General features: G+C 65.8%; 10 protein-coding genes. 2 read left to right on the top strand and 8 right to left on the bottom strand.

Annotated elements, in window-relative coordinates:
- Positions 1-90 precede the first annotated feature (90 nt).
- Genes ACFWYW_RS58650 through ACFWYW_RS58635 form a run of 4 tightly spaced genes read right to left on the bottom strand, consistent with a single transcriptional unit; the run spans position 91 to position 2,832 of the window.
- The gene (locus tag ACFWYW_RS58650; RefSeq protein WP_379627914.1) at positions 91-510 is read right to left on the bottom strand and encodes a hypothetical protein; all 420 of its coding nucleotides are present in this window, start codon (positions 508-510) and stop codon (positions 91-93) included.
- A 12-nt stretch (positions 511-522) separates the two neighbouring features.
- A complete protein-coding gene (locus ACFWYW_RS58645) occupies positions 523-1,167 on the bottom strand; it encodes a DUF2637 domain-containing protein (protein WP_379627912.1) in 645 nt (214 codons plus the stop codon).
- A 5-nt stretch (positions 1,168-1,172) separates the two neighbouring features.
- Positions 1,173-2,507: an FtsK/SpoIIIE domain-containing protein gene (locus tag ACFWYW_RS58640; RefSeq protein ID WP_379627910.1), complete on the bottom strand. Its 1,335-nt coding sequence runs from the start codon at positions 2,505-2,507 to the stop codon at positions 1,173-1,175.
- Positions 2,500-2,832: a hypothetical protein gene (locus tag ACFWYW_RS58635; protein ID WP_379627908.1), complete on the bottom strand. Its 333-nt coding sequence runs from the start codon at positions 2,830-2,832 to the stop codon at positions 2,500-2,502. The genes ACFWYW_RS58640 and ACFWYW_RS58635 overlap by 8 nt, the downstream gene beginning before the upstream one ends.
- Positions 2,833-2,975: 143 nt before the next feature.
- Here ACFWYW_RS58635 and ACFWYW_RS58630 point away from each other — a divergent pair, with 143 nt between their 5' ends.
- Entirely contained in the window at positions 2,976-3,350 is a 375-nt protein-coding gene (locus ACFWYW_RS58630; RefSeq protein WP_379627906.1) for a GntR family transcriptional regulator, read from the top strand.
- Positions 3,351-3,526: 176 nt separating this feature from the next.
- On the opposite strand, the gene ACFWYW_RS58625 is transcribed toward ACFWYW_RS58630, so the two are convergent.
- The 3 genes from ACFWYW_RS58625 to ACFWYW_RS58615 form a co-directional block, all read right to left on the bottom strand.
- Positions 3,527-4,801, bottom strand: a complete 1,275-nt coding sequence (locus ACFWYW_RS58625) for a multiprotein-bridging factor 1 family protein (protein ID WP_379627904.1) — start codon at positions 4,799-4,801, stop codon at positions 3,527-3,529.
- Between the two features lie 109 nt (positions 4,802-4,910).
- A complete protein-coding gene (locus ACFWYW_RS58620; protein ID WP_379627902.1) occupies positions 4,911-5,198 on the bottom strand; it encodes a hypothetical protein in 288 nt (95 codons plus the stop codon).
- Positions 5,191-5,406 (bottom strand): hypothetical protein, encoded by a 216-nt coding sequence (locus ACFWYW_RS58615; protein ID WP_379627900.1) that lies wholly within the window; start codon positions 5,404-5,406, stop codon positions 5,191-5,193. Before ACFWYW_RS58615 ends, ACFWYW_RS58620 begins: the two co-directional genes overlap by 8 nt.
- Before the next feature lie 96 nt (positions 5,407-5,502).
- Between ACFWYW_RS58615 and ACFWYW_RS58610 the strand changes: the two genes are divergently transcribed.
- Complete coding sequence (locus ACFWYW_RS58610; RefSeq protein ID WP_379627898.1) at positions 5,503-5,751, top strand: GntR family transcriptional regulator; 249 nt, start codon at positions 5,503-5,505, stop codon at positions 5,749-5,751.
- Between the two features lie 208 nt (positions 5,752-5,959).
- Here ACFWYW_RS58610 and ACFWYW_RS58605 read toward each other — a convergent pair whose 3' ends face one another.
- Entirely contained in the window at positions 5,960-6,250 is a 291-nt protein-coding gene (locus ACFWYW_RS58605) for a hypothetical protein (protein WP_379627895.1), read from the bottom strand.
- Positions 6,251-7,054: the final 804 nt, after the last annotated feature.

Genomic DNA, 7,054 nt, shown 5'->3' with positions numbered 1-7,054 from the left:
CGATACGACAAACGCGCCTACATCTTCCACGGCACCGTCACCCTGGCAGCGCTGGCCATCTGGCTCCGCACCTGATCTAAGAAACAGCTCCTAGGCGCCGTGGTTGTCGATGCCGGAGCCCTCGCAGTCGCGGCAGGTCTCGTGGTCGTTGTCGAGGCCCGAGCCGTTGCAAGTGCAGCACCGGCCGTTGGGGACGACGCAGTCTCGGTAGCTGTTTTCGGCTGCGTGACGTGCTCGGGCGTCGGCCAGGATGGCGGTGGTCTGGAAGCGGATCGGGCCGAAGCTGATGCCGGTGCAGTAGTGGCCGTGGGGACGGTGCTGGGGGTCGATCTCGCTACCCAGGAGGTCGGCGATGCGATCGACCTCCGCGCTCATCTCGGCGTCGCTGGCCTTCTCGGGGAAGTGGTGGACCGTGAGTGATCCGCTGGGCGTCGGGATGTCGGGATTGGCCTCCAGGAAGGCGGCCAGCTCGACGAGTCCGGTGATGAGGGCGGTTCGGTGGTCGTTCATGGAAGTTGCCTTTCAGGTGGTTGGGAGGGTGTGGAGGAGGTCTGAGGCGAGTTGGTCTGACACGCCGAGGCGGGCGCGGAGGAGCTCGCGGGTGATGGGTTCGCCGTGCTTGGCGCGGTGTTCATCGGCGACGCGGCGTGCGTAGTCGACGAGGGCGGGAGCGGGGCCGCTGCCAGAGGGCGAGTCGTCAGCGGGGACGAGTTCGGGACGGTCTGGGACGTGGACGGACGTTGTGGCCAAGTCCGGGGACGTCTCGGGGACGTCCTCAGGACGTCGCGCCGATGCACGGCGTTCGAGCATCGATACCGCCACCAGGAACGCGGCCGCCGGCGTCGCGGCGGTCAGCCAGCCCCAGACGGTCGGCTCGGCCTGCTGGAGGTTGGCGGCCAGGGACAGAACGATTCCGCCGACCAGGACGAGCGTCGGCCAGGAGGCGAGGCCCCGCCGTACCCGACCGGCGTGCTTGTCGCGCTGGCGTTCACGGGCGGCCATGACGCACGTGAGGTCGACGCACACGGCGACCGCCCAGGCCATCCAGCCGGTTTGTCCGTGGTCGGTGGCGGTGTCGCGGATGTGGGTGAAGGAACCGGCGCCCGCGATGAGGGCCAGGACGAGGACGGGGCCGGTGTCGAGCAGCCAGGCGGCTAGGCGTCGCATGGTGGTCAGCCCTCCCGAGGCTCGGGGATGGCGTGGAGAAGGGTGGCGCTGGTGATCTCGTCCCAGGACGGCGCTTGGTGGGTCCAGGTGCGGGCCGCTTCTTCGGCGGCTTGCTCGCTGACGTAGAAGGAGCGGGCGCGGTACCACTGGCCGTCCTGGGAGGCGACGATGGCGACGCCTGGGGTCTCGGCGGGGATGGCTCGGGCGGATGCGAGCGCGGCCGGGTCCAGGTCGCCGAGGGTCATGTTGGCTGTCTCGGGGTCGTTGACGCGGTGGCAGATGCGGCCTGAGCATTGGGCGCGTAGTGCCGTGACGCCGGGGCCGAGGTCGGAGCCGATGCGCTGGCCGCAGCAGAACAGGTAGATGCCGAAGGCTCGTCCGAGCTGGGCGACTCTCAGGAGAGCGGTCGACGTGCGGGCGACCTCGTCCTTCTCGGACTTGTCGGCCATCAGGTAGAGCTCGGCGAGTTCGTCGATCAGGACCACGATGGGAACGGGCCGTTCGGCTTCCGGGAGTTGCCAGATGTTGCGGGTGCCTGTTGTACGGCAGAGCGTCATGCGGTCGGCCATCAGCTCTTCGAGGTCTTCGAGCAGGACGACGGACTCTTTGCGGGTGGTGGCGAGCGCTGACAGGCGCGGACTGTACGGGGTGAACTCCACACCGCCCTTGAGGTCGAAGCCGACCAGGGCGACGCGCTGTGGTGCCAGTCCATGGACGAGGGCGTTGGCCAGGTTGGATTTGCCGGACTGGGTGGCACCGGCGTTCATCCAGTGGGGGACGGTCATGAAGTCGAGGACCCAGGGGCCACCGGTCTCCAGGCGTCCGACGATGATCTTCAGGAGTTCGGGGGAGGCCGGGAGGGTGTCGACGCGGTTGAGGGGGTCGCGGACGGTGGCGGCCAGGACGACGCGGCCGGGGCGAGGGGAGGAGACTCGCACGGCGTGAACGCCCCAGGAGTGGGCGAGGCGCTCGGCGGCGTCGGCATAGTCGGCGGGGATCTGGCCCTCCAGGGTGTGGAGGGTGACGCGCCAGCCGTACCGCGTGGGCTTGGGGAGCCACATCCAGGGTTTGGTGTCGACGGCGACCCGCTGGAAACGGCGCTTCACGCGGACGACGCCAGTCGAGGAGACGAGGCCGGGGACGGTGGTGAACCACCAGCGCTGCCGCTTCTTCGTCAGGCCACAGCCGAGGGCGATCTTGCGCCAGGTGGCGCGGATGGTGATCGCGGTCAGCGGGTAACCGACCACGTACCAGAAGGAGCGGTAGTGCCAGCGGTGCCAGGCCCACAGCCCGGCCGCCGCAGCGGCCAGGGTGGCGAGCACTATCAGTGGGTCAGACATGGACGTCCTCCCCGGGCGCAGGGAGGAGGGCGGAGGCGCGGTAGGCGATGCCCCACCGGCCGGCGATCTCCCAGACGTAGCCGAGAAGACCGACCGGGTTGAGACGCTGTCCGGCGGCGACCGGAGGTTCGCCCGCGATACCGATCTTGACGAGTTCGATCCGGCCGAACTCGTCCTCCACCGAGACCATGACCTCGAACACGGTCTGGCCGTTCTTGTCGGTCTTGATCTCGCCGGTGTCCTTGTTGAGCAGGCGCGGCTTGGCCGCCTTGACGCAGGTGATGACGAGCTTGGAGGTGTCGACGGGGATGGGGACGGTGCGCATTGCTTGATCTCCTTCAGAGGTGGTGTCCTAGTTATAAAGATACCTAGGTATCTAGATTTGTAAACCGATAGAGCTGTGTTGCTTCCAGAGATCCTTACAACTTGCCCAGAGACCTAGGCATCTAGAACCGCTATCCTGCCGTTATGGCAGCTACCGACCGGCGCCGGCCGTACCTCCGGATCGCCGAGGACATCAGGCGCGAGATCGCGTCCGGGCGGTATGCCGTAGGGGAGCAGCTCCCCGTAGCGCGCGAGCTGGCCGAGCAGTACGGCGTGGCCATGATGACCATCGGGAACGCGCTCGGCGTGCTGCGTGACGACGGGCTCATCGAGACCCGCCAGGGGGCCGGAAGCTTTGTCATCCGGACCCCCGACGGTGACGACGTCGCCCCTCACGCCGAGGAACACAGCGAGGAGTTCCGCATCCTCTCGGAGCAGCTCCGAGAGATCCGTCAGCACATGGCGAAGCTGACGGTCAGGCTGGATGAGCTAGACGCTCGGACTCAACCCGAGAAGTGATCTCGACCGCGCGCCGTTGAAGGGCGGCCAGGTCGAACGCCAGCTCCGCGAGCTCACGCAACAAGATCTCCCGCTCGATCTCACTGAGACCCACCAGTACTACCCCATTCGGTTAGGCCGGGTACCTGACGTGCATGGGGAGCCTTTGCGCGGATAGGCCCACCGGATATCGCTGGTTACGGCAGCCTCATCACCCGGGCGAGGTTGGACACCTCGCGGTGGCGAAGGAGCCGCCCGCTGTCACGGAGGTCACGCACGATGTTGCGGACCAAGGGGCGGTTGCGGACGTGCTGAGGTGCAACGCGGTCCGCGCGGAGAAGCGCGTCCACCGCCTCATCATCTTTGCGATTCATGTGGTATCCCGCTGCTGTGCAGGTCCAATAGTGCGCCTGCCTCTCTGAGGAGGCGATTTCGGCGATCTCTACCTGTTCCGCCCGCGTGATCACGTCACGGGGCCGCCCCAGCTCCATGCTGACTTCTACGGCGTGAATGGTGGTGTTGACCCGGTTGAACTGGGTCTGGAAGGCGTTCCCGTCTCGGGGGAGGTGCTCGGCTACGCGTCGAGCTTCCTCCAGGTGGCTCTCGGCTTCGGTCTGTCGCCACAGCCGGGAGTACGCGACGGCGGCCCGCAGGTGCAGCGCGCCCCACATCGCCTTGACCGTGTCGTCCGCGCCCACGTGCGCGTCGATCTGGTCGAGGGCGGACAGCGCCGCGTTCTTCGCCGGGTCCAACGCGGCCTCGTGCAGCCAGACGCCGCACAGGTCCCAGCTTGCGGCGGCGACGAGGCTGGGGGAGCCGACCTGTTGTGCTGCGACGAGCTCCCGCTGTACCGCGGTCCATCCGAGGTCGTGGTGACCCAGGAGGTTCGAGGACACGCGCGCCATGTGGCATGCGCGCAGCATCAGCGCTTCGGCCCGGTCGTGGTCCGCGGTCGTGTCGGCACAGATCACGGTCAGGTCGGTGATGATGCCCGGGAGTACGTCGCCGAGTGCGGTGAACTTGGCGTCCTGCCGCAGTTGCTCGGCAAGTCGGACGTGCGCCTCCAGCTCTTCGAGGCTCCGCGGCTGTCGGCCGGCCAGAAGCGCGGCGCCGCCAGGCATGGTGGCTTGCTGGAGTGCGAGCCGCAGGCCGGGGATCGCCGCGTGGCCGGAGTCGAGTTCTGTCGTCTCGTGCCGGTACGGCTGGCCGGTCAGTTCGGCCACCTCTACCCCGAGGACTTCGGCGAGCTGGCCCACGATGCTCATCCGGTCCAGGGGCATGCGTCCGTTCTCGACCTTCGACAACCACGAGACGGAGCGGCCGATCTTCTCGGCTAGCGTGGCCTGGTCCCAGCCCTTCCGGTGACGTGCCCGCGCGATGCGCTGGCCTTGGGTGAGGTGCTCGGTTGCCACGTACCCGCCCTCCTTCTCGTCGTCGTCAGCTTCGACGATAAGGCGGGTGATGTAGGCCACTGGCAGAAAAACTGCCAGTGGACAGGCGTGCTGAAGCGCAGGTCTGGCTCTGACCTGCGGATCTGTGTCTTTGAAGTTGTGCGTGTCGACTAGGGGTGCGGTCTGTCCGTCACCTCGCTTCCCCGTTGAGGATGCGTTGCCACAGCTCTTCCATGAGTCGTCGATGCCGCCACTCGGTTTCCGTGAGCGTCGTTCGGGCGCCAGTCCGGTCGTAGCGGCGGATGAAGTACAGGCCGCCGCCGATGCAGAACTCATAGAAGATCTGCGAGCACTGGCAGGTGGTTGCCCGTACTCGGAGGTAGGCAGCGCGCGGGGTCACCGGATACCAGGTGATGAGCGTGGCGGTCGGCCAGCCGACAGCCGTGTGAATGCCGTGGTAGCCGTCGTACTCAGCCATCGGTGAGACCCTCTTGCCGGCGGAGGAGGCGTGCCATGGCGCCGAAGTCGTCGGCGGCGACGGTTTGGTGGAGGCCGTTGTTGATGTCGGCGTCGGTGAGCGAGATGCCGCGCCGGGTCGCATAGAGCGACCCCACATCGCTGCGGAACACGGACCACGCGGGGAACTCCACCCGGAGGAGCTCCAGACCTTCGCTCACCGACGCCATTTCTCCAGGTTAAGCAATGTGCATCATGGTTGTCTATAGGGCTCTATAGGGCCATCCGGAGAACGGTGGGAGATCGCAGGTTCCTACAGTGGATCCATGATCGAGTTCCGTGAGGATCAGCCCAGGTGGCAGCAGGTCGCCGCGGTGATCCGGCAGCGCATCGCGGACGGAATCTATCGACCTGGATCACGCGTGCCGAGCGAGAACGATCTGATGCAAGAGTTCGGCATCGCTCGCATGACGGCACACAAGGTCATGCGTGCTCTCCGCGAGGAGGGCGCCATCTACACCGTCCGCGGCTTGGGCAGCTTCGTCAGCCAGCCTGAGCCTGATCCCGGTGAATGAGAACTTTCTCTACGTCTTCAAGGCCGCCTGCCTACGGCGGCTGGCGCGCGTCGGGCGGTCGCTGGCCGCGCTGCGGCTTTTCGGCCGATCGCGGCCAGCGCCGCCCACGCGCTCAGATCACCGCAACAATCAGCTTGATTCGGGCCTACCAGGCCATCACCGCGCGCCCAGCCGACCAACACTTCGACGTGCCGGCGCATCCGTCTGGTCACTTCGGCATCCAGGGGAGAGGCACGAAAGCAGCCACTCCCCCCAGGACCGCAACAACGGCCCCAATGGTTGCCAGGGACTCGCGCGGTTGGGTCCAGAGGCCGCGGTTCATCTTGGCCCACTTGGTGCGGGCGAACCGCATTTTTACCTTCTGCCACTTGTGCTGGCGTCGGTGGCAGCCGAGAAGCAAGCCGTATGCGTTTTCACGGCAGGATGTTCCGTCACGGTTAACGGCGCCACACCACACCGGCATTCGAAAGACGAAGAAATAGCTGGACAGGGCGGCCAAGCTAAGGATCATGACGGGGGCAACCTCGGGAATCCAGCCTGCCACAGCAGCGATAAGGGCAGCAAAGGGGACGAAACCCCAATACCTAGCTGGACCAGTCTTCCCTTTGCTCCTGCTCCTTGTTGTCATGTGCGGAAATTAGCGCCCTCTTGCGATAGTTGACCAGCAATGCTGTGCTACCGAACAAGTCACTCGAACGTTGCTTGACATGTGGCAGTAGTTACAGTACTGGGCTCTGATCGGCGGCTTGTCGGCCGCAGGTCTTTGCTTCTCGGGCTCTAGGGCGGGTCTCCGGAAGCAGCTGAATGCAGACTCCGTAAGGCCTTGATTGCGGAGTCTATCCGAGGTGATCTTTAAGCGATTTCCCGGGTCATCCACAGACTCGTGAGTTCTCTGGCGGCCGTGCCCACTCTTCTCGGGGACGCGTACGCTCCCCGGCTCGCTTCGACCACGACAGGCCGCTACCTCGAGATCGCCCTGGTTTGGGCGCCACGGAACAGCGATGGTGGATACGTAATAGGAGCAACGGTTATCTAAGGCCTTTCGCGGCTAACCAGCAAGCTTCAGCAAGCGCGCCAACCTTGACCAGGAGGTCGCGTGGACAGCGCGATGTGGGTTGCGATCTTGACAGGTGGGACAGCGATCCTGGCGGGATGGGTGACGAGCCTGGGGAACGCTCGCACAGTACGAATCCAGGCTGAAGCGTCCGCTAGGTGTACTGACCACGGAGGTTAGGTACAGGGGTTGATCGGTTTGGCATAAGGAAGGGCTTCCGGGTTCGGTGTGGATTGCGAGATCTGCACC

This window comes from Nonomuraea sp. NPDC059023 (genome assembly GCF_042740095.1).
Lineage (GTDB): Bacteria > Actinomycetota > Actinomycetes > Streptosporangiales > Streptosporangiaceae > Nonomuraea.
This window is presented reverse-complemented; position numbering and strand designations above follow the sequence as displayed.

Bases quoted from the DNA above. Each gene is read 5' to 3' on its own strand.
- ACFWYW_RS58620 (WP_379627902.1), bottom strand. From the start codon at position 5,198: ATGGCTGAGTACGACGGCTACCACGGCATTCACACGGCTGTCGGCTGG.
- ACFWYW_RS58610 (WP_379627898.1), top strand. From the start codon at position 5,503: ATGATCGAGTTCCGTGAGGATCAGCCCAGGTGGCAGCAGGTCGCCGCG.
- ACFWYW_RS58615 (WP_379627900.1), bottom strand. From the start codon at position 5,406: ATGGCGTCGGTGAGCGAAGGTCTGGAGCTCCTCCGGGTGGAGTTCCCC.
- ACFWYW_RS58640 (WP_379627910.1), bottom strand. From the start codon at position 2,507: ATGTCTGACCCACTGATAGTGCTCGCCACCCTGGCCGCTGCGGCGGCC.
- ACFWYW_RS58650 (WP_379627914.1), bottom strand. From the start codon at position 510: ATGAACGACCACCGAACCGCCCTCATCACCGGACTCGTCGAGCTGGCC.
- ACFWYW_RS58630 (WP_379627906.1), top strand. From the start codon at position 2,976: ATGGCAGCTACCGACCGGCGCCGGCCGTACCTCCGGATCGCCGAGGAC.
- ACFWYW_RS58645 (WP_379627912.1), bottom strand. From the start codon at position 1,167: ATGCGACGCCTAGCCGCCTGGCTGCTCGACACCGGCCCCGTCCTCGTC.
- ACFWYW_RS58635 (WP_379627908.1), bottom strand. From the start codon at position 2,832: ATGCGCACCGTCCCCATCCCCGTCGACACCTCCAAGCTCGTCATCACC.